General features: G+C 61.1%; 16 protein-coding genes and 1 pseudogene. 8 read left to right on the forward strand and 9 right to left on the reverse strand.

Annotated elements, in window-relative coordinates:
* Nucleotides 1-29 precede the first annotated feature (29 nt).
* The 5 genes and pseudogenes from P0D52_RS12545 to P0D52_RS12565 form a co-directional block, all read right to left on the reverse strand.
* A complete protein-coding gene (locus P0D52_RS12545; RefSeq protein ID WP_394692986.1) occupies nt 30-881 on the reverse strand; it encodes a hypothetical protein in 852 nt (283 codons plus the stop codon).
* A gap of 98 nt (nt 882-979) precedes the next feature.
* The gene (gene atpD, locus P0D52_RS12550) at nt 980-2,413 is read right to left on the reverse strand and encodes a F0F1 ATP synthase subunit beta (RefSeq protein ID WP_394692987.1); all 1,434 of its coding nucleotides are present in this window, start codon (nt 2,411-2,413) and stop codon (nt 980-982) included.
* A 29-nt stretch (nt 2,414-2,442) separates the two neighbouring features.
* Nucleotides 2,443-3,330 carry a F0F1 ATP synthase subunit gamma gene (locus P0D52_RS12555; RefSeq protein WP_394692988.1) on the reverse strand — a complete coding sequence of 296 codons (888 nt, stop codon included), beginning with the start codon at nt 3,328-3,330 and terminating at the stop codon, nt 2,443-2,445.
* A 22-nt stretch (nt 3,331-3,352) separates the two neighbouring features.
* Nucleotides 3,353-3,901 (reverse strand): annotated as a pseudogene (locus P0D52_RS12560) (F0F1 ATP synthase subunit alpha); the annotation flags it as partial.
* Nucleotides 3,902-4,012: 111 nt separating this feature from the next.
* A complete protein-coding gene (locus tag P0D52_RS12565; protein ID WP_394692989.1) occupies nt 4,013-4,570 on the reverse strand; it encodes a F0F1 ATP synthase subunit delta in 558 nt (185 codons plus the stop codon).
* Nucleotides 4,571-4,826: 256 nt separating this feature from the next.
* Here P0D52_RS12565 and solA point away from each other — a divergent pair, with 256 nt between their 5' ends.
* Complete coding sequence (gene solA / locus P0D52_RS12570) at nt 4,827-5,936, forward strand: N-methyl-L-tryptophan oxidase (protein WP_394692990.1); 1,110 nt, start codon at nt 4,827-4,829, stop codon at nt 5,934-5,936.
* Here the strand turns inward: solA and P0D52_RS12575 are convergent.
* Nucleotides 5,921-8,110, reverse strand: a complete 2,190-nt coding sequence (locus tag P0D52_RS12575) for a primosomal protein N' (RefSeq protein ID WP_394692991.1) — start codon at nt 8,108-8,110, stop codon at nt 5,921-5,923. The two genes, solA and P0D52_RS12575, sit on opposite strands and share 16 nt — an antisense overlap.
* A 118-nt stretch (nt 8,111-8,228) precedes the next feature.
* Here P0D52_RS12575 and P0D52_RS12580 point away from each other — a divergent pair, with 118 nt between their 5' ends.
* The 4 genes from P0D52_RS12580 (at nt 8,229) to P0D52_RS12595 (ending at nt 10,843) form a co-directional block, all read left to right on the forward strand.
* Nucleotides 8,229-8,912: a DUF484 family protein gene (locus P0D52_RS12580; RefSeq protein ID WP_394692992.1), complete on the forward strand. Its 684-nt coding sequence runs from the start codon at nt 8,229-8,231 to the stop codon at nt 8,910-8,912.
* A complete protein-coding gene (locus tag P0D52_RS12585) occupies nt 8,894-9,835 on the forward strand; it encodes a tyrosine recombinase XerC (protein ID WP_394692993.1) in 942 nt (313 codons plus the stop codon). The genes P0D52_RS12580 and P0D52_RS12585 overlap by 19 nt, the downstream gene beginning before the upstream one ends.
* A gap of 92 nt (nt 9,836-9,927) precedes the next feature.
* A complete protein-coding gene (locus P0D52_RS12590; RefSeq protein ID WP_394692994.1) occupies nt 9,928-10,548 on the forward strand; it encodes a hypothetical protein in 621 nt (206 codons plus the stop codon).
* On the forward strand, nt 10,541-10,843 hold the full coding sequence (locus P0D52_RS12595; RefSeq protein WP_394692995.1) for a winged helix-turn-helix domain-containing protein: 303 nt from the start codon (nt 10,541-10,543) through the stop codon (nt 10,841-10,843). Before P0D52_RS12590 ends, P0D52_RS12595 begins: the two co-directional genes overlap by 8 nt.
* Here the strand turns inward: P0D52_RS12595 and P0D52_RS12600 are convergent.
* Entirely contained in the window at nt 10,840-11,385 is a 546-nt protein-coding gene (locus P0D52_RS12600; RefSeq protein ID WP_394692996.1) for a GNAT family N-acetyltransferase, read from the reverse strand. The two genes, P0D52_RS12595 and P0D52_RS12600, sit on opposite strands and share 4 nt — an antisense overlap.
* A gap of 160 nt (nt 11,386-11,545) precedes the next feature.
* Entirely contained in the window at nt 11,546-12,946 is a 1,401-nt protein-coding gene (gene lpdA, locus P0D52_RS12605; protein WP_394692997.1) for a dihydrolipoyl dehydrogenase, read from the reverse strand.
* A 157-nt stretch (nt 12,947-13,103) separates the two neighbouring features.
* Between lpdA and P0D52_RS12610 the strand changes: the two genes are divergently transcribed.
* The 3 genes from P0D52_RS12610 (at nt 13,104) to P0D52_RS12620 (ending at nt 15,053) form a co-directional block, all read left to right on the forward strand.
* Nucleotides 13,104-14,249, forward strand: coding sequence for an Acg family FMN-binding oxidoreductase (locus tag P0D52_RS12610; protein ID WP_394692998.1), 1,146 nt, complete (start codon nt 13,104-13,106; stop codon nt 14,247-14,249).
* A 9-nt stretch (nt 14,250-14,258) separates the two neighbouring features.
* Nucleotides 14,259-14,711: a MarR family winged helix-turn-helix transcriptional regulator gene (locus P0D52_RS12615; RefSeq protein WP_394692999.1), complete on the forward strand. Its 453-nt coding sequence runs from the start codon at nt 14,259-14,261 to the stop codon at nt 14,709-14,711.
* Nucleotides 14,712-14,795: 84 nt separating this feature from the next.
* Nucleotides 14,796-15,053: a hypothetical protein gene (locus P0D52_RS12620; RefSeq protein WP_394693000.1), complete on the forward strand. Its 258-nt coding sequence runs from the start codon at nt 14,796-14,798 to the stop codon at nt 15,051-15,053.
* On the opposite strand, the gene P0D52_RS12625 is transcribed toward P0D52_RS12620, so the two are convergent.
* Nucleotides 15,050-15,487, reverse strand: a complete 438-nt coding sequence (locus P0D52_RS12625; RefSeq protein WP_394693001.1) for a hypothetical protein — start codon at nt 15,485-15,487, stop codon at nt 15,050-15,052. The genes P0D52_RS12620 and P0D52_RS12625 overlap by 4 nt on opposite strands.
* Between the last annotated feature and the right edge of the window lie 38 nt (nt 15,488-15,525).

Consider the following 15,525-nt stretch of genomic DNA (forward strand, 5'->3'; position numbering starts at 1 on the left):
TCCGCGAATGTGAAACCCCATTGTGCAAGTCAATCCGCTTGCGAATCGATACAGGCTTGAACTGGTCCGATCAGCGCGTCGAGAAGACTGCGCATCGAGCCGGCTCCATTGCTTTCGATTGTAATGGTGACGTCCATATCGGGAAAATAACCGGCCGGAATCGTCAGGGTCTGGGTATCGCCCGAGGGCGGAGCAGGCGGCGGCGGAGGCGGCGTACCGTCTGGCGGGCCGTAGGGCGAAAGTGGCAATGATATCTGCGCCAAAGCCTCGATGCCATCCTGGACGCCCGGACAGGAATCGGCGCGGATATCGCGGCTGACAATCATGGCGTCGAGCCGCTCATGGACTCTGGCCGCTTGTCCGAAATCGCTGCGATAGGCGCGCGTTACCGCTTCTGGCGGAACGCCTTGCTCTGCCAGATGCGCTGCAAAAGCGGCGCCGTCAAACGTGTCGTAGGCGATGGCGTGAATGTCGCGCTCGCGCGCGTCGAAGGCGGCCGAACGATACCGCCAGAGACAACTTTCCTGATTGGCATATCCGTCGCCGACCGGACAGACCTCTTCGAACGCGAAAAGCGTGCCGTGGGGAATCCACCAGCTGATTGAGGTATAGGACGGACCGTCCAGGTCGGTTCGCCAGGCCACCGGATCATCACTGTATCCCGGCAGACGAAGCGCCTCGAATGCTGCTTCGCGGCGGGTAACCGTCTCGCCGCGCACCCAGAATAGGTAGGCATACCAGAGCGACTCCGTCGAATAACCGTCATAGGCTGCCGGAAGACCTTCTGGCGGCGGCGGAGGTGGAGGGGGCACACTCGCATCGGCGAAATTGCAGAACAAAGATGCGGTAAAAGCAGTCAGAATGATTTGCAGTCGTGTCATTGGCGTCCCCCGATCTGAAACAGACTTTGACCGAGTGCGGGGCAAAAGAAAAGGCCGGTCGCGAGGACCGGCCTTTTCAATTCGGTTAAAAGCAAAGCCTAGGCGGCTTCAGCGGCCAGCTGTTCAGCTTTCTTCACGGCATCCTCAATGGTGCCAACCATGTAGAAGGCCGGCTCCGGCAGGTGATCATATTCACCGGCAACGATCGCCTTGAACGCCTTGACCGTATCGGCGACCGGCACCTGAACACCCGGGAAGCCGGTGAAGATCTGGGCCACGTCGAACGGCTGCGACAGGAAGCGCTCCACTTTCCGGGCGCGGGCCACGGTCAGCTTGTCTTCCTCGGAAAGCTCATCCATACCCAGAATGGCGATAATGTCCTGAAGGGCTTTGTAGCGCTGCAGAATTTCCTGCACGGCGCGGGCCGTTTCATAGTGTTCTTCACCGACAATACGCGGGTCTAGGATACGCGAGGTGGAGTCGAGCGGGTCCACAGCCGGGTAAATACCCTTTTCCGAGATCGCACGGTTCAACACGGTCGTGGCGTCGAGGTGCGAGAAGGTCGTGGCCGGAGCCGGGTCGGTCAGGTCATCGGCCGGCACGTACACAGCCTGCACCGAGGTGATGGACCCCTTCTTGGTGGAGGTGATGCGTTCCTGCAGCGCGCCCATGTCGGTGGACAGGGTCGGCTGATAGCCCACGGCGGACGGGATGCGGCCCAGCAGCGCGGACACTTCGGCGCCGGCCTGGGTGAAGCGGAAGATGTTGTCCACGAAGAACAGCACGTCCTTGCCTTCCTCATCGCGGAAATATTCCGCCTGAGCGAGACCGGACAGGGCCACGCGGGCACGGGCACCCGGAGGCTCGTTCATCTGGCCGAAGACCAGGGCGCAGCGCGAGCCTTCCGTGGAGCCCTTGGACGGGTCCTTGTTCACGCCGGATTCGATCATTTCCCAGTACAGGTCATTTCCTTCGCGGGTGCGTTCACCCACGCCGGCGAAGACCGAGTAACCGCCGAACAGTTTGGCGATGTTGTTGATCAGCTCCTGAATCAGAACCGTCTTGCCAACACCGGCACCGCCGAAGAGACCGATCTTGCCGCCTTTTGCATAGGGGCAGAGCAGGTCGATAACCTTGATACCGGTCGGCAGGATTTCTGCTTCGGTCGCCTGTTCGTCAAACGCCGGAGCGGAGCGGTGGATCGGGGCGCGCTGTTCGAAGGAAACCTCGCCAGCCTCATCGATCGGGTCACCGGTGACGTTCAGGATGCGACCGAGCACGCCCGGGCCAACCGGCACGGTGATCGGCGAACCCGTATCCGTCACTACGGCGCCGCGTTGCAGGCCTTCCGTGGCGTCCATGGCGATGGTCCGGACGGTGTTCTCACCCAGGTGCTGGGCGACTTCCAGAACCAGCTTCTGCTCGCCATTCTTGGTTTCAACGGCGTTCAGAATATCCGGCAATCCACCGTCAAATTCGACGTCAACAACAGCGCCGGTAATCTGAACGACGCGTCCTTTGAGCTGTGCCATCTGCATAATTCCTTTTGCGGACGTATTTCTTACAAGGCTTCGGCGCCGGAGATGATTTCGGTCAGCTCCGTCGTGATCTTGGCCTGGCGTGTACGGTTATAAACAAGGTTCAGTTTGTCGATCAGTTCGCCGGCATTGCGCGTGGCATTGTCCATCGCGGCCATGCGGGCCCCCATCTCGCCTGCGGAATTTTCCAGAAGGGCGGACAGGATGATTGTATCGACATAACGCGGCAGGAGCACGTTGAGGATTTCCTCCTCGTCGGGCTCATATTCATAGACAGCGCCACCCAGATCGGGGCGCTTGACGCTTTCATCAATTGCATCAACCGCCGGGATCAGCGTTTGGGCCCGTGGCTTCTGCGAAATGACGGAAACGAATTCCGACGAGATCAGCTCGCACACGTCGAACTCACCGGCGGCAAACATTTCACGGATCATGAGGCCGAATTCGGACGCCGCATCGCGGCCGACATTCTTGCCACCGGCCAGATCGTATTGCTTGACGATCAGGCTGCTGTAGAGGCGCTTGAGCTGATCTGCGCCCTTTTTGCCGACAGTGACAATCTTGACGGTCTTGCCATCAGCTTGCAGCGCCGTGATGCGTTCGCGAGTCTTGCGGACGATGTTGGTGTTGAAACCCCCACACAGACCACGGTCAGCTGTCAGCACGAGAAGGAGCACGGTGTCGGACTTGCCCGTCCCCACCAGAAGCGGTGACGCGCCGGGAGAATCCTTCATCGACGTGGACAGATTCGCCATGACCGACGCCATACGCTCGGCATAGGGCCCAGCCGCTTCGGCGGCGTCCTGTGCACGGCGCAATTTGGCTGCGGCCACCATTTGCATCGCCTTGGTGATCTTCTGCGTGGATTTCACGCTCGAGATGCGATTGCGAAGCTCTTTAAGCGAAGCCATGCGGCTCTCCTAAACCCTGACCCTAAGCGAAGTTCTTCGTGAACGCTTCGACCACGGAGGCCAGCTTGCTTTCACTGTCATCGCTCAGCTTCTGTTCGTCGCGGATGGCGGACAGAAGATCAGCATGATCGGCATGCAGGTGACGCAGAAGCTCGGCTTCGTACTGGCGCACATCGCCAACCGGTACCTTGTCGAGATAGCCCCGCGTACCGGCGAAAATCACGCAGACCTGCTCTTCCATCGACAGCGGCGAGAATTGCGGCTGCTTCAGAAGCTCGGTCAGGCGCTGACCCCGGTTGAGAAGGCGCTGCGTTGCCGCATCCAGATCGGAGCCGAACTGCGCAAAGGCGGCCATTTCGCGATACTGGGCGAGTTCGCCCTTCATCTTGCCGGCTACCTGCTTCATGGCCTTGGTCTGAGCGGCAGACCCCACGCGGGACACGGACAGACCGACGTTCACGGCCGGGCGGATGCCCTGGAAGAAAAGGTCGGTTTCCAGGAAGATCTGGCCATCGGTGATCGAGATCACATTGGTCGGGATATAGGCCGACACGTCATTCGCCTGCGTTTCCGCCGATCGGGCCCTTGCCGTCGATCGGCTCACCCAGTGCGTTGACGACCCGGCCGAGCTTGATCTTTGAGGATTGCGGAAATTTCCGCAGCACGGATGTCCATGGCGTTTCTAAGCCTCTTTCATCGCTGTCCGGAGCCCATCGAGCTTGGTCCGAAGTGAGGAATCATACATGCGCGAACCGACCTGAACGATCAGCCCGCCGAGAATGTCCGGATTCTCATGAGTCCGGACGTCAACTTCACGCCCGAGGGCGCGTTTCAAGGACGCTGTCAAAGCGTCGATTTCCTTGGCCGTCAGCTTGGCAGCGCTGGTGACATCCGCAGATACCACACCGCGCGCCGCAGCCGCCATCTTGGCATAGGCGGCAGCAATTGACCCGAACTCACCGGCGCGGCCATTTTCAGCTGCGACTTTCAGCGCGTTCCGCGTCATGTCCTGGAATCCGGCCTTCTCGGCAATGGCCGTGATAATTCCGGATTTCGCGTCGCCATCGACCATCGGGCTTTTCAGCGCGGCTGACAGCTCTTCACTGCCGGCCAACAACTCGCCCAGAGCGGCCATGTCGGCTTCGACCTTGTCCGCCAATTTGGCGTCCGAAGCCAGCTCGAACAGGGCGCTGGCATACCGTCCGGCTGCGCCGGTGATTGTTACGTGATCACCACTCATCTGACCGTTCTGTCGCCTGCCTTTGCCGATTGTATTGACGAGCCGATTTGATCAACCGTCAAATACTTGAGAACATTGCGAAATCTGAAGCACGCTTTCGCCCTTGAGACGCGCGCTTCTCCAGTTGCGCGCCCGCTTAGCATAGGGCCTATCAGGCGGCAACCCGCTTGCGGCATTATCGGCATGGCTTGATTGCTTGAAAAAAAGCACGGAGAGTGGCCCCGGGGCGTTCGGCATGCACGACGGGGAGAGTGGCATGCACGATATAGGGGTAGTGGGTCTTGGCGCGATGGGCCTGGCCAGCGCGTGGGCGGCAAGCCGCGCCGGGGCGAAGGTCATCGGTTTTGACCAGTTCCCACAGAATCACCGCCAGGGCTCCAGCCACGGCGAAACGCGGATGATTCGCGGCCTCTACAGTGAGGGGCGCGTTTATATGCCGCTGCTTGATCGCAGCTATGCGCTCTGGGCCAGGCTGGAAGAAGAATCGGGCGAAACGCTGCTCAAACGCCTCGGCGGTCTGGACATTGCCGTCAAAGGCTCATCTCTGCTGGATGAATCGCTGGCTTGCGCCGACGCGTATGACCGCGCCTGCATCCTGATGGATGCGGCGACGGCCAATGAGTGCTGGCCCGCCCTGCACCTGCCGGACAATTGCGCCGCGATCAAGTCTGGCGAAAGCGGGGTTCTGATGAGCGACCGCGCCAATGTCGCCATGGCAAGATTGGCGCAGGAGAGCGGTGCCGATCTCCACTGGGAGACGCCGGTTCAGAACGTCACACGGGATGGGGACGGCTTTGTCATTCGCACTGATCAGGACGAAGTGCCGGTACGCCGCGTGATCAACGCCGCCGGGCCCTGGGCGGAGCAATTTTCGTCCGACCTTCAGACAATCCTGACCGTCGAACGGCAAGTCATTGCCTATTTTGACGGGCCGGAAGGCGATGTGCCGCCCTTCCAGCGTGAACTGCACGATGGCCGCCGCATCTATCTCTTGCCGGCGGCCAATCCCGGTCGATGGAAGCTTGGCCTCTATCATCATCGTCAGCAGCGCGGCCCGGCTCATTGTGGCCCCAGCGAGGTCGATCACGAAGACCGGCGGATTCTGACCGACTGCCTGAAAGCGGTTCTGCCGGATTGTCCGCCGCCTGACCGCTTCGAGGTTTGCCGGTTCACCAACACAGTGGATGGACGCTTCGTGGTCGATCAGGCTCCCGATGATCCGGGCATGGTGTTGATCGCAGCATGTTCCGGCCATGGCTACAAGTTCGCGCCGGCCATCGGCGAAGCCGCCGTCGCACTGGCGCTGGACTTACCGCCGTCGGTGGACCTCTCGCCGTTTACGCTGGCGCATCAGACGAAGCTGTAGGGCTCGATATCGATAGTGACGCGGACGGAGGACACCGGTTTCATCGTCTTCTTCCAGGCCCAGAGCCATGCCGACAGATCGACATCGCGATCTGCCCGGATCAAAAGCCGCCGCCGATGCCAGCCACGGACCATGCCATAACGCGGCTCGGCCGGCCCCCAGATCTGGATGCCGTCGGCATTCGGCGCCTGTCGCGCCCAGTCTCTGGCGACCGTGTCGGCCTGCGACGGATCCCGGGCGGAGAGGATGATGGCCGCCAGACGCCCATAGGGCGGCAGCCCCAGCACTTCGCGGGCCATAGTTTCGGTTTCCATGAAACGATCACGATCTCCGGCGACCAGCGCGGCGATGGCGTCATGCTCGGGGTCATGTGTCTGAAGAAGTGCCCGGCCCGGCCGATCCGCCCGGCCGGCCCGCCCCGCCACCTGAACCAGCGTCTGATAGGTCCGCTCTCCGGCCCGTGGGTCTCCGCCCGCCAGACCGAGATCGGCATCGACGACGCCTATGAGCGTGAGGTTCAGGAAGTTATGCCCCTTGGCCGCAATCTGGGTGCCGACGAGAATATCAATCTCGCCGCGTTCCATCCGGTCGATCAGGGCCAGCAATTTTTCCGCCGAGTGGGCCGTGTCGGAGGAGAGGATTTCAATCTTCGCATCGGGAAAACGCGCCTTCGCCTCCTCGGCCACGCGCTCGACGCCCGGTCCGACGCTGGCCAGGGAATCAATGGCGCCACATTCCGGGCATTTGTCTGGGCGCGGCATGGAAAAGCCGGTGAGGTGACAGACCAGCCGCCCGGTATAACGGTGCTCTGTGAGATAGGCGTCGACATCCGGTGACTTCATTTTGTGTCCGCAATCGCGGCACAGGACCAGAGGCGCATAGCCCCGGCGATTGAGATAGAGCAGAACCTGCTCCTTGCGCGCCAGCGTTTCGGCCATGGCCTCGACCAGAGGAGCGGAGAGCCACATGCCGCTGGCAGGACGATTCTCAGGCTCGCGCAGATCGATGGTCGTGATTTCGGGCAGGACCGCTTTGCCGATACGGTCTGGCAGCTGGATATAGGCATAGCGCCCGGCCCGCGCATTCGCGAGACTTTCAATCGAGGGCGTCGCCGAGGCCAAGACGATGGGCGCTTTCGAGGCGCGGGCGCGCACGACGGCGAGATCGCGCGCCTGATAGTGCAGGCCATCGCCCTGCTTGTAGGTGGCATCATGTTCCTCATCGACGACGATGAAGCGCAGATTCTGGAAGGGCAGAAACAGGGCCGAGCGCGCGCCGATGACAATCCGCGCCCGGTTTTCATTGACCTCACGCCAGATACGGCGCCTTTCCCGGTGACCCTGGTCGGAATGCCAGAGCGCAGGCTCGGCACCAAAGCGCTGGATAAAGCGCGCGGTGACGGCACGGGTCAGGGCGATCTCGGGAAGGAGGACGAGAATTTGCGCCTCGGGGTCCTGACGGAGCGCATGGGCGATGGCCTCGAAATAGACTTCTGTCTTTCCCGAGCCGGTGACGCCATCCAGCAAGGCCGCCTGAAATCCGCCGGCATTGATCATGCGTTTGAGCTGATCAGCTGCCTCGGCCTGTTGCGGGACCAGTTTGACACCCGGCCCGTCAGGATCTGGCGCATCAAAGGGCGGGTCCGCCGGACGCTCGAGCCGCGTGAGTCCGCCCGCCTTGGCGAGCCCCGATACCACGCCCGGCGTCACACCGGCCAGGCGGGCGAGTTCGGCTGCCGAATTCGGACCATATTCGGTCACGGCCTCGATCACCCGCGAACGCGCCTCGGTCATGCGCGCTGGCAGATCACCCGCGACGTCGAACTGTATCTCGGTCGGAGACGGCAATAGCGCATCCTCGCTGCGCAAGACCATCCGCAAAACGATGCCCGGCCACTGCACCAGATAACGTGCCGACCAGTTCACAAATTCGATCATGGCTTCGGAGAGCGGCGGCGCGTCATAGACGCTTTCGACGCTTTTCAGATTCCGGCTGCCATCATCGGACGAGAGCGCCCAGACCACGCCGCGGGCCGAGCGCTTGCCCAAAGGCGCCCGCACATGATCACCCACGCGCAGCTCCATGCCTTCGGGCACTGCATAGTCAAACGGTTCCGGCAAAGGCATCGGAAACAGGATGGAGGCCTTGGCTTTGAGGGTGGGCGCGCGACTCATCCTCCCATAGTGGGAGTTCGCATCGCTTCTGCAAATCATCTTCTGCGGCGTTTACGGAACGCCAATGCCTGTCTGCTAGACAGGCTTCAATACAAATCCGAAAACGGATGGTGGGACATTGACAGATTTTACGACACAGCCGGGCACCGCGCCCGATGCGATGGATCGCGCTTTGGTGCGCCAGATGCTGATGAATAATCCCGACTGGGTTCGCGAAGATACCGAATTGTTGTCGCATCTTGCGGCAGGACCAACCGCAGACGGCGTGGCGGATCTGGGGTTTGTCGTGCGCGAGAAGCTGCTCGGCGAGGTTCGCGAACTGAAACGGCGCGAACAGGCGATTGCCGATCATGCGCGCAATAATCTGGCCCTGCTGGCGCGGGCCCAGACATTTGTTCTGTCGGTCATGGAATGCGCCAATCTGGATGAACTCGATTACAAGCTAGCGTGGGAAGCGCCGGCCGCGCTGGGCGTCGAGAAGGTTCGCCTGTTTCTGGAAGGCGCAACGCCGATGATTGTGTCCGAAGCCATTCATGCCTGTGGACACGGTCTGGCAGATGAGCTTCTGGGCGATGAAAATGATTTCACCGGCGGTTGCGCACCGCGCACCGCCCGGACCCTCTATGGTGAAGACATGGGCAGCCATGCCCTTTGCCGGATAGAAGCCGGAGGCCGCACCGGGCTGTTGGCGCTGGCGGCAACTGAACCGGATCAGTTCTTCACCGGACAGGGCACGGAAATCCTGAATTTTGTGTCGCGCGCCGTTGAGCGCCTGATGGATCGATGGCTGAGCGAGGCCTAGACACCCTCGCCGATACGGCACTGAAAGACTGGCTGGGCTACCTGGCGGGGGAAAAGCGCTACAGCCCGAAAACGCTGGAAAGCTATGGCCGGGATGTCTCGGCTTTTCTCGACTTCCAATTCGCCCATCGCGGGACACGCCTGACCCTTCGACATCTGGGCGATCTGAAAGCCACCGATTTTCGCGCCTGGCTGGCGGATCGGCGGCGCGATGGCGTGTCGGCGCGTTCTCTGGCGCGGTTCCTGTCATCGGTGCGCAGCTTCTATCGCTATCTGGAAAAACGCCGCGGCGTCGAATGCAGCGCGCTCGGGCTCGTCGAAACGCCGAAAGTGCCGCGCAGCCTGCCCAAGCCCGTGAGCGCTGATGCCGCCCGGCAGATGATTGCCGAGACCGGCGGCCGGGACATGCCGGACTGGATCGCTGCCCGCGATGCCGCCGTCCTGCTCCTGCTCTATGGCTGCGGGCTCCGGATCAGCGAAGCGCTGGCAATCACGGCCGATGATCTTCCGCTTGGAGATGTCTTGCGCGTGACCGGAAAGGGCCGGAAAACACGCCTGGTGCCGGTTCTGCCGGCGGTGCGCGAGGCGATGGCGGCCTATGCCGCACTCTGTCCGTTCAGCCCTGAAGCTGGCGAACCGGTCTTTCGCGCTGTGCGCGGCGGCGTACTCGGCGCACGCGCGGTGCAGGAGCTGGTCGTCAATCTGCGATCCCGATTGGGACTGCCGGCCAGCGCGACACCGCATGCCCTGCGTCACAGCTTTGCCACCCACCTTCTGGCCGGCGGGGGCGATCTGCGCACGATCCAGGAATTGCTGGGACATGCCAGCCTGTCGACCACGCAGGTCTATGCCGCTGTCGAAGGGGCGCATCTGACCGCTGTTCATGCCGCCGCCCATCCGCGCGCGCGGCGGTCGTCTTCCTGACGCCAGCAGGACTTTCCAGAACCCCGAAAAATGGCCCTTGCTTCTTGCCCGCTTTCTGTTACTTTGTAATTCAAAGTTATTTGGAGGTAAGCATGGCGGACTCTTCCCAATCGGATCTCGACTATCTGCGAAACGTCGCCGAATCCGGGGCGCAAGCGCCGCTTATCGGCGGACGGTTTCTGGTGATATGGGGCGGACTTGCTATCATCGCCTGTGTGGCGCACTGGGCGATTCAGGCGGGAATGGTTCCGATAGAACCCCAATATGTCGGCGCCGTCTGGCTGGGCTATGGCGTCATCGGACTACTGGCCAATTTCATCGCGGCGCGCGGTTTGTCGAACAAGCCGGGCATTGGCTCGATCGGGAATCGCGTGAACCGCGTAGCCTGGCAGTATGTCGGCATTGGCATCGGTCTCTATTTCGCCGGCGTTCTGTTTTCCGTGACCGCGCTGGATGCCGCGCCCATCCTGTTTGATTCCATCCTGACCATTGCCCTGTTCGGATACGCCATTGCCTTTGCCGTCACGGCGGCACTGTCGTCGGAGAAATGGCTTTTCGGTCCGGCCTGGATGTCGATCGCCGGGGCGGCACTGTCACCCGCATTCTATGGCCGGCCCGAGCTCTATTTACTGATCGCCGCGGTCATTCTGTTTGCGGCCGTTGTCCCCGGCATGCGGTTGATGGGCAAGGAGCCCGCGTCCAGCAATGACTGAGTCCGATTTCAATGCCGCAAAGCTCGATGAAGTCATACACGGCAAATTGCGCCTCGGGATCATGGCCTATCTTTCGGCGGTGAGCGAAGCGAGTTTCACCGAGCTGAAGGACAAAACCGAAGCGTCGGACGGGAATCTGTCTGTCCATATGCGGAAGCTGGAAGAAGCGGGCTATATCGCGGTCGACAAGAGCTTTGTGGGACGGCGCCCGCGCACCACGCTTTCACTGACTCCGGTGGGGCGCAAGGCCTGGATTATCTATCTGGAGGAATTGCGGCGTCTAACCGGAGGCTAGGCTGCAGCGCGTTCCCGCTGCAGGGCAAAACGGATAATCGTCACGCCGTCCTCCTCGCGCGTTCCGGCCTCGATAAAGCCGGTTTTCTCCAGAACCCTTTGCGAGGCTATCAGATGTGGCAGAGTCTCGGCGATCACTTCGCGGACCTGACCCGTGGAGAAGGCCCAGTCGATGAGGGCATTGACGGCTTCGGTGGCCAGACCCTGTTCGCGGAATGAGGTCAGCATGGAATAGGCGATTTCAACCACGCCATTCTTGCCGGGCGGCCCCTTGAAACCACCACCCCCCACAAGCCGGTCCATGCCGCCGATAAAGTCCGGCCAGATAAAGGCCCAGAAATACCAACCCGTCTGATCGGGGTGTTCTGCCAGCTTCAATTCGCAGGCATTCATGGCCGGCTGATCCATCAGATCCGGCGGCCAGCTGGCTTCGGACATGACATTCAGGGCTTCGAAAAAGGCCGCCGGTGCGCGCGATTGCAGACCGGCCAGGCGCGCATCAAGCGCCACCAGTTTCAGTCGTTCTGCATTGATAGCCAACATGGGCAACTTCCTGCACAGCAAGGCGGCCCGCAAGCTGGCCGCCAAAAAATCATAATGTCCGAACACAGACCAAAACGTCTCGCAAACGCGGGTCTCACTGTGTCGTTTATAACATGATTTGCTGATTCGCGGTCTGAACTTTTCGTCAGAATAGCGTTTTTTATGCCTGCATCGTCCAGCCCTCGACGCCCATCGCCGCCTGCCTGATGGCTTCCGTCATGGTCGGGTGCGGGTGGGACGTCCGGGCGATATCTTCCGATGCGGCCCGGAATTCGAGCGCGAGGCAGAGCTCGGCGATCATCTCGCCAACGCCCTTGCCGATCATGTGGGCGCCGAGCAATTCATCGGTCTCGGCATCGGCCAGCAGCTTGACCATGCCATCGGTCTCGTGATTGGCACGAGCGCGGGAATTGGCCATGAATGAGAATTTGCCGGTCTTGTATTTGCGGCCCTGTTCTTTCAACTGCTCTTCGGTCGCGCCCACAGAAGCGATTTCCGGATGCGTATAGACGACGCCTGGAATGGCATCGTAGTTCACATGCCCGGCCTTGCCCGCAATCCGCTCGGCGCAGGCCGTGCCCTCATCCTCGGCCTTGTGCGCCAGCATGGGTCCGTGCGTGCAATCGCCGACAACCCAGACGCCTTCGGCACTGGTCTGGAAATGATCATTGGCAATGAAGCCGCGCTTGTCGGGCTCGATCCCCACAGTCTCCAGGCCGAGGCCGTCGGTGTAAGGCCGCCGGCCAATACAAACTATAGCCACATCGGCTTCGAATGATTTTTCCTTGCCGCCGTCCGCTGCCTCTGTGGCGATGGTCAGCCCGCTGTCCGTCTTGTCGATGCCCGTCACCTTGCGGGCGAGCTCGAAAGAAAAGCCCTGCTTCTTGAAGATACGCTGGGACTGTTTGGCGATTTCGCCGTCTATACCGGGAAGAATGCGGTCGAGATATTCAACGACCGTCACCTCGGCACCCAGGCGGCGCCAGACCGAGCCGAGCTCAAGCCCGATCACGCCCGCCCCGATCAGGACAAGTTTTTTCGGCACTGCGCTCAATTCCAGCGCACCGGTGGACGAAACAATCCGCTCCTCGTCGATCTCGACGCCGGGCAGAGGCGTGACCTCCGATCCGGTCGCGATCACGATGTTTTTGGTCTCGAGGGTCTGTTTGCCATCGGGGCCGTCAACTTCGACTTTCCCCTTACCCGCAATCCGGCCCTTGCCGCGAATATGATCCACCTTGTTCTTCTTCAGAAGGAAGGCGACGCCCTCGGTGAGGCCCTTCACGGCCTCAGCCTTGCCTTCCATCATTTTCGGCAGGTCATAACTCAGCCCGTCGACCTTGATGCCCATCCCCTCGAAATCCTTCGCGGCGGCTTCATACAACTCCGAGGTATGCAGCAAAGCCTTGGACGGAATGCAGCCCACATTCAGGCAGGTGCCGCCCAGCGTCTTGCGCGACTCGATACAGGCCGTCTTCAGACCCAGCTGGCCTGCGCGGATGGCGCAGTTATAGCCGCCGGGGCCGCCGCCGATAATCACCACATCATAGACTTCGGACATAGGGTGGCTCCTGCAATGGGTGAAACGAAACAAATCGGCGACTCGCGGTCGTGTAACGCCAATCTAGGCACGCATCTACCCCGGTTCAACGCCTCGCCTTGACATTGGTTTAACGTTAAATCATTAATCGTTTAATGTTAAACGATTGAGGCAAGATATGGAATCCTCCCGTCGTCGATTTATGCAAATCCTTGGCAGTTCGGCCGTCATTCTGGCAGCCGCAGGAACCGGCTTCGTCCTGACCCGCGAACCCGTTGCGGCCCAGGCTCCGTGGCGCAATGCCGGTCGTTATCCTGATCCCATGCGGCGCGCCCTGTCCTGGGCGGTTCTGGCGCCGAACCCGCACAACCGGCAACCCTGGATCGTCGATCTGATCAGCGAAACGGAAGCAGTGTTGTATTGTGATCTGGAGCGGCGGCTCCCGGAGACCGATCCCTTTGATCGCCAGATCACGATCGGACTGGGGTGTTTTCTGGAAATATTCCGGCTCGCCGCCGCCGAGGTCGGTTTTGTGGCAGAGATCGAGATTTTTCCTGAGGGGGAATCCCGGCCGCGTCTCGATCAGCGGCCCGTCGCGCGCATGGCGCTGACACCTGGCGGTCAGGCTGACCCCCTCTTTGCCCATATTCCCTTCCGCCGCACCAATCGCAGCCCTTACGACACTGAACGCGATGTACCAGAAACCGCCCTGACCGCCATGCAATCTGCTACGGGTAGCCGCCTGACCACGGGTTATACTTCAAATGGTACGCGCCGGGATGCGCTTCGGTCCCTGTGTCAGGAAGCGAGCCGGATCGAACAGCTTACCCCCGCGACGTGGCAGGAGAGCCTGGATGTCATGCGGATCGGGCGCCGACAGATCGAAGCCAATCCCGACGGCATTGCCATTTCGGGCGCCATGATGGAAGCGCTGCAAATGGCGGGCATCATGACGACCGAAACCATGGCCGATCCTGACCACCGCGCCTTTGCCGAAAGCCTCGCCATGCAGGAAGGCTGGTCGCAGACGGCCATGGCGTTTTTCTGGATCCGGACGCGCAGCAATACCCGCGCGGAACAGATTGATGCCGGGTCCGCCTATCTGCGGGCTGCGCTGTCTGCGACCCGCGATGGCCTGGCGATGCAGCCCATGAGCCAATCCCTGCAGGAATATCCGGAGATGGCCGCCCTGTATCGCGACGTCCATCAGGAGCTGGCGCCCGAGGGGGGAACGATACAGATGCTGGCGCGTCTGGGATATGCCCGGCCGGTGTCTGAAGCGCCCCGCTGGCCGCTGGAGTCCCGCTTACGTGAAAACGGGTAAACTTGCGGAATGAGTGATTCTCATGCCCGCCCGGACGACCTGTTTTCTGTTCTTACGGAAATCGGGATTATCCATCAGCTGAGCTCAACGGCGTTCGAGCGTGTCCTGCCTGATGATATGCGGTTGTCGCATTTTGCCCTACTCCATCATCTTGCGCGCCTTGGAGGCCATTGGAGCCCGGCCCGGCTGGCCAACGCATTGCAGGTCACCAAGGGGGCGATCACCAATACGGTGAAGCGGATGGAAGCGAAGGGTTATGTTTGCGTCGAACCGGCTCCGGAAGATGGCCGCAGCAAGCAGGTCAGCCTCACACCCGCCGGTCTTGCCCGCCGGAATGAAGCATTGATGATGGCGGTCCCGGCTCTGGTGCCGATTGCCGAACACATCTCTGCGGAGGAGGCGGCGGCGGCCCTGCCGTTTCTGACCAAGCTCAGGACGGTTTTCGACAAGGCCCGCGACTGACCCGGCGGCAATTCGCGCCGCCGCCCCGATGGAACCCGCGGCCGCGAAGCAACGTTATCCTCTCAAGCGGAAGAGGAGGACAAAATGGCCTTCACAACCCAGAACCAGGACGCAAAACGTCCGAGACGGACGCTTGCGCGCGGCATTCTCAAGGGCCGCCTGATCGGCGGCGCCCTCGGACTGATGGCCGCAATGATCATCATTCTTGGCCTTGTTGCGGTGCAACCCACCGACGCGCTAGCGCTTGAGGCACTGCTTTATCTCGGCCTCGAAGCGGGGCTGGCCGGAGCCATCCTCGGCGGACTGATCGCCGGCCTCAGCCGTTTGCGCAATACACGCTAACGCAGGATTCCGCTGGCACTGGCTGATCGCGCCAACCAGAAATAGCCGAGTATGGACAGGAAGATGACGGCTGAGAAAATCACCGATCCGATCCCGCCCATCATCTCCATCGCGTTGGTGAAACCATAGCTGTAGATGGCACCGATGATGAAGCTGATCAGGCTGATCAGGAACATCAGCGATGCGGCTTTCTTGCGCATCAGCAAGAGAACAGCGCCTGCGAAGGAACCCCAGACAGAGATGGCCCAGGTCGCCACATACCAGGCTGGAAAGCCATAGAAATAGGCGAGCTGCTCTTCGGTGAACGCCGACATATAGAAGTCGAGCCGCAATTGCGTGGCGCTGTAGTCAAACGCACCCATGGCAAACCAGAGCAAGCCGATAACGGCCAGAATCCAGAACCAGATGGGTGTTTTTGCGCGTGTATCAGACATGATTATCCCTCCCCAGAGGATGCCATCTTAACGCGATA

It is taken from the genome of Hyphobacterium sp., assembly GCF_043584775.1.
In the GTDB taxonomy this organism is placed as follows: domain Bacteria; phylum Pseudomonadota; class Alphaproteobacteria; order Caulobacterales; family Maricaulaceae; genus Hyphobacterium.